General features: G+C 57.1%; 9 protein-coding genes. 7 read left to right on the forward strand and 2 right to left on the reverse strand.

Annotated features, from left to right (window positions below; translation table 11 throughout):
- Positions 1–35: 35 nt before the first annotated feature.
- Entirely contained in the window at positions 36–2,795 is a 2,760-nt protein-coding gene (barA, locus tag WFO70_RS15295; protein WP_337017216.1) for a two-component sensor histidine kinase BarA, read from the reverse strand.
- A 57-nt stretch (positions 2,796–2,852) separates the two neighbouring features.
- On the opposite strand from barA, the gene rlmD reads away from it, so the two are divergent.
- From rlmD to eno, 5 genes are all read left to right on the forward strand, one after another.
- Positions 2,853–4,151 (forward strand): 23S rRNA (uracil(1939)-C(5))-methyltransferase RlmD, encoded by a 1,299-nt coding sequence (gene rlmD, locus WFO70_RS15300; RefSeq protein WP_337017218.1) that lies wholly within the window; start codon positions 2,853–2,855, stop codon positions 4,149–4,151.
- A gap of 52 nt (positions 4,152–4,203) precedes the next feature.
- Positions 4,204–6,441, forward strand: coding sequence for a GTP diphosphokinase (gene relA / locus WFO70_RS15305; RefSeq protein WP_337017220.1), 2,238 nt, complete (start codon positions 4,204–4,206; stop codon positions 6,439–6,441).
- Between the two features lie 67 nt (positions 6,442–6,508).
- Positions 6,509–7,300, forward strand: a complete 792-nt coding sequence (mazG, locus tag WFO70_RS15310) for a nucleoside triphosphate pyrophosphohydrolase (RefSeq protein WP_337017222.1) — start codon at positions 6,509–6,511, stop codon at positions 7,298–7,300.
- Positions 7,301–7,524: 224 nt separating this feature from the next.
- Positions 7,525–9,162: a glutamine hydrolyzing CTP synthase gene (gene pyrG, locus WFO70_RS15315; RefSeq protein ID WP_032613682.1), complete on the forward strand. Its 1,638-nt coding sequence runs from the start codon at positions 7,525–7,527 to the stop codon at positions 9,160–9,162.
- 81 nt (positions 9,163–9,243) lie between these two features.
- Entirely contained in the window at positions 9,244–10,539 is a 1,296-nt protein-coding gene (eno, locus tag WFO70_RS15320; RefSeq protein WP_032613680.1) for a phosphopyruvate hydratase, read from the forward strand.
- 56 nt (positions 10,540–10,595) lie between these two features.
- Here the strand turns inward: eno and WFO70_RS15325 are convergent, their stop codons facing one another.
- Positions 10,596–11,420 (reverse strand): MurR/RpiR family transcriptional regulator, encoded by an 825-nt coding sequence (locus tag WFO70_RS15325; protein WP_337017224.1) that lies wholly within the window; start codon positions 11,418–11,420, stop codon positions 10,596–10,598.
- Positions 11,421–11,585: 165 nt separating this feature from the next.
- Here WFO70_RS15325 and WFO70_RS15330 point away from each other — a divergent pair, with 165 nt between their 5' ends.
- Together WFO70_RS15330 and WFO70_RS15335 are read left to right on the forward strand one after the other, a co-directional pair.
- A complete protein-coding gene (locus tag WFO70_RS15330) occupies positions 11,586–13,142 on the forward strand; it encodes a PTS transporter subunit EIIC (RefSeq protein WP_337017226.1) in 1,557 nt (518 codons plus the stop codon).
- Positions 13,142–13,849 (forward strand): N-acetylmannosamine-6-phosphate 2-epimerase, encoded by a 708-nt coding sequence (locus WFO70_RS15335; protein WP_337017228.1) that lies wholly within the window; start codon positions 13,142–13,144, stop codon positions 13,847–13,849. Before WFO70_RS15330 ends, WFO70_RS15335 begins: the two co-directional genes overlap by 1 nt.
- The last annotated feature ends 8 nt before the right edge of the window (positions 13,850–13,857 follow it).

Genomic DNA, 13,857 nt, shown 5'->3' on the forward strand with positions numbered 1-13,857 from the left:
AAGGGGAGAGGGGATCGTCCGGGCGCATACTTTTGCTATGAGCCCAGCACCTTCATCGCTTCCCGCGTCACGTTATCCATCTCATCCAGCAGCTCCAGAAACTCCGGTTCCAGCTCGCTTTCCGGCGTCCCGGAACGCAGCTGCTGCTCCAGTAAATGACACAGGTTCTTCAGACGCGGCACGCCGCTGTACCCGCAGCTGCCGTGCAGCTTATGGATCGCCCCGACCAGATCGTCCGGATTTTCCCCCACCAGCTGCTCTTCCACCTTATTGCGGATCTCCGGCAGGAAGGCCACCAGCATCTGCAGCATCTCCCGCGCCAGGTCGTTTTTGCCCGCCGCCTGACGCAGCGCCAGCTGCCAGTCGAGGGTGGCATTGACGTTAATCTGGACCTCGACGGCCTCCGCAGGCGCAATCCAGTTGCTTCCCGCCGGGCCGGGTTTGTAGCGCTGCAGCAGGTTATGCAGCTTCTCTTCTTCAATCGGTTTTGCCAGATAGTCGTTCATCCCGGCGCTTAAGAGCTTCTCTTTCTGACCCGCCATCGCGTGGGCTGTCACGGCGATCACCGGGGTTTGCTGCTGATGAGGTAGCTGGCGGATCAGCTCGCAGGCGCGGATCCCGTCCATGCCGGGCATCTGAATATCCATCATGATCAGGTCAAACTGCATCTGCTTCGCCCGCTCAACGGCCTGCAGACCGCTCTCGCAAAGTTCAACATGCTGAACCTGATCCTCCAGCAGAGCGCCAATCAGCTTCAGGTTGGCGGGGTTATCATCCACCGCCATCACCGTCATCGGCAGCTTGCTCTCATCCATAACGAGCGATGCGGCATAGTGGTTCAGGCGGCAATACTCGGTCAGGGTTGGCAGCAGGCGCGTGGCGGTGAGCGGTTTCAGCAGACAGGCTGCCGCCCCGTCGTGCTTCAGCTCTTCGGCGTTGATCTGCGCATGGCACGGCAGAGCCAGCAGCAGGTAATCGGTCATTGAGGCCGCTTTTGCCAGCCGCTCCTGCTGCATGGTCAGCTCGCCGGTAAAGGTCACCGGGATCCCCATCAGCAGAATGTCGTAATGTTCAACCGGCAGCGTGGAAAATTCCGGGCTGTAAACCACCTCCAGCGGGGTGGTACTTAACACCTCCAGCGTACTTTGCGCGGCGGCGGCATTGGCCTCTACATAGGCCAGACGTTTACCCTGCAGACAATTCATCGCCGATCGATCGGTCAGGACGTTCGGATTGAGGTCGAGATTGATATGGAACCAGAAGGTCGAGCCACGGTTAGGCTGGCTGTGGAAGGAGATATCGCCCCCCATCTCGTTCACCAGTTTCTGGGTGATGACCAGCCCCAGACCGGTGCCGCCATGACGCCGGGAGATGCTGGCGTCGGCCTGACGGAAGGCCTGGAACAGCCGCGACTGATCGCGCTCAGGGATACCGATCCCGGTATCGCGGATCTGCACCTCAAGCTGCACTTTGGTATTGCTGATGGCGCGCTTTTCGACCAGTACGTCAATGTTGCCGCTCTCGGTGAACTTGATGGCGTTGCCCACCAGATTGGTGATCACCTGCTGCAGGCGCAGCGGATCGCCAATCACGTTGTCCGGCACATCATTTTTGATGTTCAGGGTCAGCTCCAGCCCCTTGTCATGGGAGGAGTGCGCCAGCAGGGTAACCACCTCATCCAGCGCGTTGCGCAGCGGGAACGGAATGCTCTCCAGAATCAGCTTGCCCGCCTCGAGCTTGGAGAAGTCCAGCACGTCATTGATGATGGCCAGCAGGTTGTTGGCCGAACGTTCAATGGTATGCAGGTGGTCGCGCTGGGTCGGGTTGAGTTCGGTTTTGAGCGTCAGGCGGGTAAAGCCAATCACGCCGTTGAGCGGGGTGCGCAGCTCATGGGACATGTTCGCCAGGAATTCGGATTTAATGCGCGCCGCCTCCTGGGCGCGTTTTTTAGCCAGATCCAGCTCGACGTTCTGGATCTCCATCTGCTCCAGGGTTTCCCGCAGGTCAGAGGTGGCCTGATCGACGTTATGCTGCATCTCTTCATGGTAGGCCGCCAGTGACATGGCCATCGAGTTGATACCGTTTTTCAGCATATCCAGCTCGCCGAGCATAAAGCCTTCCACGCGGCTGTCGAGCTGACCCCGGCGGATACGGTCAACGGTATTGACCATGTTGCGGATCGGGCTGGTGACGTCACGCATCAGACGCCAGCCGAAGATCAGCGCGATGCCGATACAAAACAGCATCATCACCGTGGAGATAAATATTTCCCGGTACTGCTGCAGCCGCACGGACTTGAGATCCAGCTCCAGAGCCACATATCCCAGCATGTTGTTATTGGGCTTGGCATCCGACTCGGCAGATTCATCCGGTGAATAGCTTTCCGAGATGATCGGCGTACGCAGGATCATCTTCTCACCCTGGCGGATCACGCTCAGCCGTGCCGGGAACGGCGTGTCGTTCGGCAGCTTCAGCACGCCGGGATCCTGCTGGATATTGGAGGTCACAAACAGGCGATTATGTTGGTCATACACCGAGATCGCCCGCACAATGTCCGAATGACGGCGGTGCAGGATGCTGATGAGCTGGCCGATTGACTCGCGATTTTGCAGGGCCATGCCGTACTCGCTGGAGACCGCCAGCGGCTCAATAATGCTCGCCCCGGCGTCCTCGAGCTGGCGCTGGAGGTCGTTATAACGGTGCACCACAAAGAAGGTACTCAACAGCAAACCAATGAGTACGGTAGGGGCGAGGATCAAAATCATCATGCGCGCACGCAGGCTGTAGTTGGTCATGGAGTTCCGTTATGGGACAATTAGAGTCAATATGTTCATTTGAGATAATACCCGGCAATGGCGCAATTCTACTCTGCAAAGCGGCGCGTGACGACGCGTCAGATCATAACTGTTGATGTGACAGACCTCGACCCCTTCGGTCAGGGGGTGGCGCGCCATGATGGTAAAGCCCTGTTTATTCCCGGCCTGCTGCCCGACGAGCGGGCGGAGATCGTCCTGACGGAAGAGAAACGTCAGTACGCCCGCGGGCAGGTAAAACGCCGTCTTAACGACAGCCCGCAGCGCGAGACGCCGCGCTGCCCACACTTTGGCGTCTGCGGCGGCTGCCAACAGCAGCATGCCAGCGTCGCGTTACAGGAGCGTAGCAAAAGCAATGCCCTGGCGCGCCTGCTGAAGCATGAGGTCAACGAGGTGATCGCCGATAAGCCCTGGGGCTACCGTCGCCGGGCGCGCCTGAGCCTCAACTATCAGCCGAAAACCGCGCGTCTGGAGATGGGCTTTCGCAAGGCCAACTCCAGCGACATCGTCGATGTGAAACAGTGCCCCATTCTGGTGCCCCGTCTTGAGGCATTGCTGCCAGAAGTGCGCAAATGCCTCGCTGACCTGCAGGGCGTTCGCCACCTGGGCCACGTCGAACTGGTGCTGGCAAACAGCGGTCCGCTGATGGTGCTGCGCCATACTGCACCGCTTTCGGCCAAAGATCGCGAAAAACTGGAACGCTTTTCGCATTCCCATGAGCTTGACCTTTATCTCGCCCCGCAAAGCGAGATACTTGAGCAACTGAGCGGTGAAACGCCCTGGTATGATTCAGACGGGCTACGCTTAACGTTCAGCCCGCGCGATTTCATTCAGGTCAATGATGGCGTTAACCAGCAGATGGTCGCGACCGCGCTGGACTGGCTGGATATTCAGCCTGAGGATCGGGTTCTCGATCTGTTCTGCGGGATGGGCAACTTTACCCTGCCGCTGGCAAAACGGGCGCACAGCGTGGTGGGTGTTGAAGGCGTGGCGGCGCTGGTGGAGAAAGGGCGCGACAACGCGATTCACAACGGGCTGCAAAACGTGACATTTTTTCACGAGAATCTGGAAGAGGATGTCACCCAACAGCCCTGGGCGGCCCACGGCTTTGACAAAATTCTGCTGGATCCCGCCCGTGCCGGTGCGCCAGGCGTGATGCAGCATATTATTAAACTCGCCCCTAAACGCGTGGTCTATGTTTCCTGTAACCCGGCGACGCTTGCCCGGGACAGCGAGGCACTATTAGCGGCGGGTTACCAGATTCAGCGTCTGGCAATGCTTGATATGTTCCCGCACACTGGACATCTGGAATCAATGGCGTTGTTTGAACACAACTGATGAGTTTCGGCTTGTCGAATTCGACAGGCAAGGGTCCCTAAAGGAGAGGACAATGGTTGCGGTAAGAAGTGCACATCTCAATAAAGCTGGTGAGTTTGACCCACAAAAATGGATCGCAAGTCTGGGGATTGCCAGCCAGCAGTCGTGTGAACGCTTAACCGAAACCTGGGCTTATTGTCTGCGCACCACCAAGGGGCACCCCGACGCCGAGCTGCTGCTGTGGCGCGGCGTGGAGATGGTAGAGATCCTCTCCATGCTGAGCATGGACATCGATACGCTGCTCGCCGCGATGCTGTTCCCGCTGGCTGACGCCGAGGTGGTCTCTGAAGAGGTGCTGCGCGAAAGCGTCGGAGCATCAATCGTCTCGCTGATCCACGGCGTGCGCGACATGGCGGCCATCCGCCAACTGAAAGCGACCCACACCGACTCCGTCTCTTCTGAACAGGTGGATAACGTCCGGCGTATGCTGCTGGCGATGGTGGATGATTTCCGCTGCGTGGTGATTAAGCTTGCCGAACGCGTTGCCCATCTGCGGGAAGTGAAGGACGCGCCGGAAGACGAGCGCGTGCTGGCGGCGAAAGAGTGCACCAATATCTATGCTCCGCTGGCCAACCGTCTGGGCATCGGGCAGCTGAAATGGGAGCTGGAGGATTACTGCTTCCGCTACCTGCACCCGGCGGAATACAAACGCATTGCTAAACTGCTGCACGAACGTCGTATCGATCGAGAACACTATATCGAAGAGTTTGTCAGCGGCTTACGTCAGTCCATGAAAGAAGAGGGCGTAAAGGCCGAAGTTTATGGCCGGCCGAAGCACATCTACAGCATCTGGCGCAAAATGCAGAAAAAGCATCTTGCCTTCGATGAGCTGTTCGACGTACGCGCCGTGCGCATCGTTGCCGAGCGTTTGCAGGACTGCTACGCCGCCCTGGGGATTGTTCATACCCACTTCCGCCATATGCCGGATGAGTTTGACGACTACGTCGCCAACCCGAAACCGAACGGCTACCAGTCGATCCATACCGTGGTGCTGGGGCCGGGCGGTAAACCGGTGGAGATCCAGATCCGCACCAAACAGATGCACGAAGAGTCCGAGCTCGGCGTTGCCGCCCACTGGAAGTATAAAGAGGGCACCTTAGGCGGGGCGCGCTCCGGTCACGAAGACCGCATCGCCTGGCTGCGTAAGCTGATTGCGTGGCAGGAAGAGATGGCCGACTCCGGCGAGATGCTCGACGAAGTGCGCAGCCAGGTCTTTGACGATCGGGTCTACGTCTTTACGCCAAAAGGCGACGTGGTTGACCTGCCGGCAGGCTCAACGCCGCTCGACTTCGCCTACCACATCCACAGCGACGTGGGGCACCGCTGCATCGGCGCTAAAATCGGCGGACGTATCGTGCCCTTCACCTATCAGCTGCAGATGGGCGACCAGATTGAAATCATCACCCAGAAGCAGCCAAACCCGAGCCGCGACTGGCTTAACCCGAACCTGGGTTATGTCACCACCAGCCGCGGGCGCTCTAAAATTCACGCCTGGTTCCGCAAGCAGGATCGTGACAAGAACATCCTTGCCGGGCGTCAGATCCTCGACGACGAGCTGGAGCATCTGGGCATCCACCTGAAAGAGGCGGAAAAACAGCTGCTGCCGCGCTACAACTTCAACGAGCTGGATGAGCTGCTGGCTGCGATTGGCGGCGGGGATATTCGCCTCAACCAGATGGTCAATTTCCTGCAGGCGCAGTTCAACAAACCGAGCGCGGCAGAGCAGGATGCGGCGGCGCTGAAGCAGCTGCAGCAGAAGAGCTACGCACCGCAGCACCGCAGTAAAGAGAAAGACAACGGCAGGGTGGTGGTGGAAGGCGTCGGCAATCTGATGCACCACATTGCCCGCTGCTGCCAGCCTATTCCCGGGGACGAGATCGTCGGCTTTATCACCCAGGGGCGCGGGATCTCTATCCACCGCGCGGACTGCGATCAGCTGGACGATTTACAGTCCCACGCGCCGGAACGCATCGTCGATGCGGTGTGGGGCGAGAGCTACTCCGCCGGCTATTCGCTGGTGGTGCGGGTCTCGGCCAACGATCGCAGCGGCCTGCTGCGCGACATCACCACCATTCTGGCGAACGAGAAGGTGAACGTGCTGGGCGTTGCCAGCCGCAGCGATACCCGTCAGCAGCTCGCCACCATCGATATGACCATCGAAATCTATAACCTGCAGGTGCTGGGCCGGGTGCTCGGCAAGCTGAACCAGGTTCCGGATGTCATCGACGCTCGCCGTCTGCACGGCGGTTAATGCACTCTCTTTGTAAGCCGGGTAAGGCGAAGCCGCCGCCCGGCATTTTTTTTATCAGGACCGAACTATGACTCAAATCGACCGCCTGCTCGGCATCATGCAACGTCTGCGCGACCCGGAAACCGGCTGTCCGTGGGACAAAGAGCAGACTTTCGCCACCATCGCCCCCTACACGCTGGAAGAGACCTACGAAGTGCTTGACGCCATCTCCCGGGAAGATTTTGACGATCTGCGCGGCGAACTGGGCGACCTGCTGTTCCAGGTGGTGTTCTACGCCCAGATGGCCCATGAAGAGGGGCGCTTTAATTTCAACGATATCTGCGCCGCCATCAGCGACAAGCTGGAGCGTCGCCACCCGCATATTTTTGGCGATGCCACCGCTGAAAACAGCGCCGACGTGCTGACCCGCTGGGAGCAGATCAAAAGCGCGGAACGGGCTGAAAAATCGCAACATTCGGCGCTGGACGACATCCCGCTAAGCCTGCCGGCGCTGATGCGTGCGCACAAGATCCAGAAACGCTGCTCAACGGTCGGGTTTGACTGGACCTCTTTAGGCCCGGTGCTCGACAAAGTGCACGAAGAGATCGACGAAGTGATGCACGAAGCGCAACAGGCGGTTGTGGACCAGGAGAAGGTCGAAGAGGAGATGGGCGATCTGCTGTTTGCGACGGTCAACCTTTCACGTCATTTAGGGGTAAAAGCCGAAGTGGCGCTGCAAAAAGCCAACCTCAAATTCGAACGCCGCTTCCGGGAAGTGGAGCGCATTATCGCGGCCCGCGGCCTGGAAATGACCGGTGTTGACCTCGAGGCGATGGAAGAAGTGTGGCAGGAAGTAAAACGCCAGGAATCTGATCTCTAACGGGTTTTTGCGATCAAGCGCAATTTGTGTGATTTTTTAAATGACAAGCGCTTGATTTGCGTCAAAAACATTTACCCAAAAGGGGCTATTTTCTCACTCCCAATATGAGTCAAAGCCTGAGACAGGAGACGGAGAATGAAAGTTTGTGGCGCTCGCCGTGTTCGGGTATACTACTTTCCCGTCCTGGTTATTCCATCGTTTCACCCTAACTTCTCAGGTTCAGCATGACAACGAACTATATTTTTGTGACCGGCGGGGTTGTATCCTCTCTGGGTAAAGGCATTGCCGCAGCCTCCCTCGCAGCCATTCTTGAAGCCCGTGGCCTCAATGTGACCATGATGAAGCTGGATCCGTACATCAACGTCGATCCAGGTACCATGAGCCCGATCCAACACGGGGAAGTGTTCGTTACTGAAGACGGCGCTGAAACCGATCTGGACCTGGGTCACTACGAGCGCTTCATTCGCACCAAAATGACCCGTCGTAACAACTTCACGACTGGCCGTATCTACTCCGACGTTCTGCGCAAAGAGCGCCGTGGCGACTATCTGGGCGCAACCGTACAGGTTATCCCGCACATCACCAACGCCATTAAAGAGCGCATCATTGCCGGTGGCGAAGGCCACGACGTGGTGCTGGTCGAAATCGGCGGTACCGTCGGTGATATCGAATCCCTGCCGTTCCTTGAAGCGATTCGCCAGCTGGCGGTGGATATCGGTCGTGAACACGCGCTGTTCATGCACCTGACCCTGGTGCCGTACATGGCTGCCGCAGGTGAAGTGAAAACCAAGCCGACCCAGCACTCGGTGAAAGAGCTGCTCTCCATCGGTATTCAGCCTGACATCCTGGTTTGCCGTTCAGATCGTGCCGTTCCGGCCAATGAACGCGCGAAAATTGCATTGTTCTGTAACGTGCCAGAAAAAGCCGTTATTTCAATGAAAGATGTCGATTCCATTTATAAAATCCCGGGCCTGTTGAAATCACAGGGCCTGGACGATTATATTTGTAAACGATTCAGCTTGAACTGTCCGGAAGCTAACCTGTCTGAATGGGAACAGGTTATTTATGAAGAAGCGAACCCGGCAGGCGAAGTGACTATCGGTATGGTCGGCAAGTACATTGAACTGCCGGACGCCTATAAGTCAGTGATCGAAGCGCTGAAACACGGTGGCCTGAAGAACCGCGTAACCGTCAACATCAAGCTGATTGATTCGCAGGATGTTGAAACCCGCGGTGTCGAAATTCTGAAAGATCTGGATGCTATTCTCATCCCTGGCGGCTTCGGCTACCGTGGCGTTGAAGGCAAGATCGCTACCGCACGCTATGCGCGTGAAAACAATATTCCTTACCTCGGCATTTGCCTGGGTATGCAGGTTGCGCTGATTGAATTTGCCCGCAACGTTGTGGGGATGGAAAACGCGAACTCTACGGAATTTGTGCCAGACTGTAAGTACCCTGTTGTGGCGCTTATTACCGAATGGCGCGACGAAGAAGGTAACGTCGAAGTCCGTACCGAGAAGAGCGATCTGGGTGGCACGATGCGTCTGGGTTCTCAGGCCTGTCAGCTTTCCGACGATAGTCTGGTACGCCAGATGTACGGTGCGCCGACAATCACTGAACGCCATCGTCACCGTTACGAAGTCAACAACCTGCTGTTGAAACAAATTGAAGCTGCGGGCCTGCGTATTGCGGGACGCTCCGGGGATGATCAGTTGGTCGAGATCATCGAAGTGCCGAACCACCCATGGTTCGTCGCCTGTCAGTTCCACCCGGAATTTACTTCTACGCCGCGTGATGGACACCCGCTGTTTGCTGGCTTTGTGAAAGCCGCCAATGAGTTCCAGAAGCGTCAGGCGAAGTAAGAAAAGTTAGAACGGCAGCGCGTACAAAGGTACGCGCTGTTTGTCTGGAGTTTTAGTTTAACTTGTACTGAGGAAAATCTAATGTCCAAAATCGTTAAAGTCATCGGTCGTGAAATCATCGACTCCCGTGGTAACCCGACTGTTGAAGCCGAAGTACACCTGGAAGGTGGTTTCGTCGGTATGGCAGCTGCGCCGTCAGGTGCATCTACTGGTTCCCGCGAAGCGCTGGAACTGCGCGATGGCGACAAATCCCGTTTCCTGGGCAAAGGCGTAACCAAAGCTGTTGGCGCGGTTAACGGCCCAATTGCACAGGCAATCCTTGGCAAAGACGCCAAAGACCAGGCTGGCATCGATAAAATCATGATCGATCTGGACGGTACTGAAAACAAATCTAACTTCGGTGCGAACGCAATCCTGGCGGTTTCCCTGGCAAACGCCAAAGCGGCAGCTGCTTCTAAAGGTCAGCCACTGTTCGAACACATCGCTGAACTGAACGGTACTCCAGGCAAATACTCTATGCCTGTTCCGATGATGAACATCATCAACGGCGGCGAGCACGCAGACAACAACGTTGATATTCAGGAATTCATGATTCAGCCAGTTGGCGCGAAAACCCTGAAAGAAGCGGTACGTATGGGTTCTGAAGTGTTCCACAACCTGGCTAAAGTTCTGAAAGCTAAAGGTATGAACACTGCAGTTGGTGACGAAGGTGGCTATGCGCCAAACCTGGGCTCCAACGCCGAAGCACTGGCTGTTATCGCTGAAGCGGTTAAAGCAGCTGGCTACGAGCTGGGCACCGACATCACCCTGGCGATGGACTGTGCAGCATCTGAATTCTACAAAGACGGTAAATACGTTCTGGCTGGCGAAGGCAACAAAGCCTTCACCTCCGAAGAGTTCACTCACTTCCTGGAAGACCTGACCAAACAGTACCCAATCGTCTCTATCGAAGACGGTCTGGACGAATCTGACTGGGATGGTTTCGCATACCAGACTAAAGTTCTGGGCGACAAAATCCAGCTGGTTGGTGACGATCTGTTCGTAACCAACACCAAGATCCTGAAAGAAGGTATCGAGAAAGGCATCGTTAACTCCATCCTGATCAAATTCAACCAGATCGGTTCTCTGACCGAAACTCTGGCTGCGATCAAAATGGCGAAAGACGCTGGCTACACTGCCGTTATCTCTCACCGTTCAGGCGAAACTGAAGACGCGACCATCGCTGACCTGGCTGTTGGTACCGCTGCTGGCCAGATCAAAACTGGTTCTATGAGCCGTTCTGACCGTGTTGCTAAATACAACCAGCTGATTCGTATCGAAGAAGCGCTGGGCGAAAAAGCACCATACAACGGCCGTAAAGAGATCAAAGGTCAGTAATTCTGAACCTTAATCTTTAGAAAAAACCCGCTTCGGCGGGTTTTTTTATGCCTGCGTTACAGCAGCAGGGGCAGGGTAGCGCTGGCGGTTTGCTGGCTGGCGTCACCGTAGCGGTCGTCAAGCGAGATGAGCGTTGTGGCAAGCAGCTCCACCAACAGCATCACTCCCACCTTGGCATTCAGCGCCCCGGCGCTGAGCGGGCCTTCGGGTTTTGCTGCAACCAGCTGCATATCGCTGATGGAAGCCAGCGGGCTGCGCGGCGTATTGCTGAGCGCCAGCACGCGCGCTCCGCGTTTACGCGCCAGTTTCACCACGTGCAACAGATCGCGGGTAGAGCCTGAACTCGAAATCGCCACCACCAGATCCTCTTTACCCAGCGTGGTTGCGCTCATCGAGGCGCGGTGCATGTCGCTTAACAGCTGCGCAGGTTTACCCAGACGCAACAGTTTATAGTGCAGATAGTCGCCCACGATGGCGCTTGCCGCCACGCCGTAGATAGAGACCGACCGCGCCTGGTGCAGCGCCTGGGCGGCCTGTAACAGCATCTCCCTGTCCAGCAGCCGGGCGGTATCCCGCAGCGCCAGAACGGACTCCTCCACGACCTCATCCACCCGATCGCCCTGCGCAACCGGCGTCTGGTCACGCTGAACGTCCAGCGCCAGCGCCATCTTAAACTCGGTATAGCCCTTGCAACCCAGCGTGCGGCACAGCCTGGTCACGCTGGCCTCGCTGGTTTCGCTCTCGCGCGCCAGTTCGGTAATGGTGTAGTAGAGCACTTTTGCCGGATCGCTTAAGACGAACTCGCCCAGTTTTTGTTGGGTCGGACTGTAGCCAGAGACGCCCTGTCGCAGCCTCAGCAGCAGATTTTCATTTTCTGACATGCAAAATCCTTAATGCGTTTTTCTGAAGCTAGTGTGGCGGAAAGCGGGTGCGGGACGCCAGACATTTTAAAAAAGTATGATCGCTCTCCAGGTTATTGGTGATAATTTTCACTTTACTGTATTTATATGGTAAAAATTTTCATCAAATAATCCGGGAGTGAAAATATGATGCAAATGTTCAGCGGCGCCTCGTCGGGTGCCTGGTTTGAAAAAGCCCAGCGCTTCGGCAAATCCTTTATGTTACCTATTGCCGTGCTGCCTGCCGCGGGTCTGCTGCTGGGCATTGGCGGTGCGCTGTCGAACCCCAACACGCTCGCGGCTTACCCTTTCCTGGATGTGGGCTGGCTCCAGGCGATATTCACCATCATGAGCAGTGCCGGTTCGATTGTTTTTGCCAATCTGTCGGTGCTCTTTGCCGTGGGGGTGGCCGTTGGGCTGGCGAAAACCGATAAGGGTACCGCAGGCCTGGCGGCACTGCTGGCGTTCCTGGTAATGAATGCCACCATCAATGCGCTGCTGATCCTGAACGGCACCCTGGCGCAGGAGAATCCCGGCGCGGTGGGGCAGGGGATGACGCTGGGCATTCAGACTCTGGAAACTGGCGTCTTTGGCGGGGTGGTGATCGGGCTGGTGACCTGTACGCTGCATCACCGGTTTAACAAGATTGCCCTGCCGCAATTTCTCGGTTTCTTTGGCGGGTCACGCTTTGTGCCTATTATCAGTTCGCTGGCGGCGATACTGGTGGGGGCCGTCATGACCGTCGTCTGGCCGCACTTTCAGAAGCTGATCTTCGGCCTCGGCGGTCTGGTCGATGCGACCGGTTATCTGGGCACCTTCCTGTACGGCTTTATCCTGCGTATGCTCGGCCCGTTTGGCCTGCACCACATTTTCTATCTGCCCTTCTGGACCACCGCGCTCGGCGGCAGCGAGATCGTTAACGGTCAGCTGGTTGAAGGTACGCAGCGCATCTTCTTTGCTCAGCTCGCCGACCCGAATACCCAGCAGTTCTATGCCGGCACCTCGCGCTTTATGTCCGGACGCTTTATCACCATGATGTTTGGCCTGCTTGGTGCCTGTCTGGCGATGTATCACACGGCAAAACCTGAAAATAAAAAGCGGGTGGCGGGGCTGCTCTTTTCGGCGGCGCTGACCTCTTTCCTGACCGGGATCACCGAGCCGATCGAGTTCTCCTTCCTGTTTATCGCCCCGGTGCTGTACGTCATCCACGCGCTGTTCGACGGGCTGGCCTTTATGCTCGCCCACATTCTGCACATCACCATAGGACAGACCTTCTCGGGCGGTTTTATCGATTTCGTGCTGTTCGGCATTCTGCAGGGCGAAGCCAAAACCCACTGGCTGTACGTGCCGCTGGTTGGGGTCCCGTGGTTCTTCCTTTACTACTTCACCTTCCGCTTCCTGATTAACCGTTTCGATTTTGCGACCCCGGGCCGGGAGAAAGAGGCCGTGGCGGAAACCGCACTTCCTCAAAGCGAACGGGCGCAGGCGATTATTGAAGGTCTGGGCGGCAGAGAAAACCTGGTCGAAGTGGACTGCTGCGCCACACGGTTACGCGTGACGGTGAAAGAGGGCGGAAAAGTGAACGAAGCCATGCTGAAAGCGACCGGTGCGCGCGGGGTGATCCTGCGGGGCAATGGCGTACAGGTTATCTATGGTCCGCACGTCACTATTATCAAAAATGAAGTTGAAGAGATCTTATCGTAATGAAAAATGTACTGGAAATTCTGAAAGGTAAACTGATCGTCTCGTGCCAGGCGCTGGATAACGAGCCTCTGCACAGCCCGTTTATTATGGCGCGCATGGCGCTGGCAGCCGCACAGGGCGGGGCGGTGGCCATCCGCGCCAACAGCGTCGTGGACATCGCGGCCATCAGGGAACAGGTTTCGCTGCCGGTGATCGGCATCATCAAGCGCGACTATCCCGACAGCGAGGTATTTATTACCGCCACACTGCGGGAGGTGGATGAGCTGATGGCAGTCAAACCGGACATTATCGCCCTTGATGCCACCGCGCGTCCGCGTCCCGGCGGCCAGACGCTCGCCGGACTGATGGCAGCGATCCGGGCGCAATACCCGTCCCAGCTGCTGATGGCGGATATCGCCACGGTGGAGGAGGCGAAAACCGCCCAGGCGCTGGGTTTTGACTGCGTCGGCACCACGCTTTACGGCTACACCGCCGATACCGCAGGCCATAAGCTGAAAGAGCGGGAGTGTGAATTTCTGCGCGAGGTTGTCGCAGCCGTCACTATTCCGGTGGTGGCCGAGGGCAATGTCGAAACGCCGGAACTGGCTGCCCGCTGCCTTGAGTCAGGCGCGTATACGGTGGTGGTTGGCGGTGCGATCACCCGTCCGCAGCAGATTACCGCGCGATTTGTTGGCGCAATGGAGGCACAGAGCACCGATCGGGCATGATCCTGAGC

Origin of the sequence: Leclercia sp. AS011, assembly GCF_037152535.1 — a bacterium.
GTDB lineage: Bacteria > Pseudomonadota > Gammaproteobacteria > Enterobacterales > Enterobacteriaceae > Enterobacter.